Origin of the sequence: Furfurilactobacillus curtus (genome assembly GCF_045862785.1) — a bacterium.
GTDB lineage: Bacteria > Bacillota > Bacilli > Lactobacillales > Lactobacillaceae > Furfurilactobacillus > Furfurilactobacillus curtus.
The window spans coordinates 1-303 of the sequence record NZ_BQXO01000097.1 but is presented as its reverse complement, the minus strand read 5'-3'; the positions used below and the strand labels follow the sequence as shown (position 1 = coordinate 303).

The window sequence follows — 303 nt, the reverse complement described above, 5'->3', positions numbered from 1 at the left end:
AGAACAATGAAGCGAGTGGCGAACGGGTGAGTAACACGTGGGTAACCTGCCCTGAAGTGGGGGATAACATTTGGAAACAGATGCTAATACCGCATAACAACGAAAACCACATGGTTTTCGCTTGAAAGATGGTTTCGGCTATCACTTCAGGATGGACCCGCGGTGCATTAGCTAGTTGGTAAGGTAACGGCTTACCAAGGCGATGATGCATAGCCGAGCTGAGAGGCTGATCGGCCACATTGGGACTGAGACACGGCCCAGACTCCTACGGGAGGCAGCAGTAGGGAATCTTCCACAATGGGC

The 303-nt window shown here is 52.1% G+C and carries 1 rRNA gene; it reads left to right on the top strand.

The features are described 5' to 3' along the window. Positions 1-303: ribosomal RNA gene (locus ACKTR2_RS10635) — 16S ribosomal RNA — on the top strand; the annotation flags it as partial.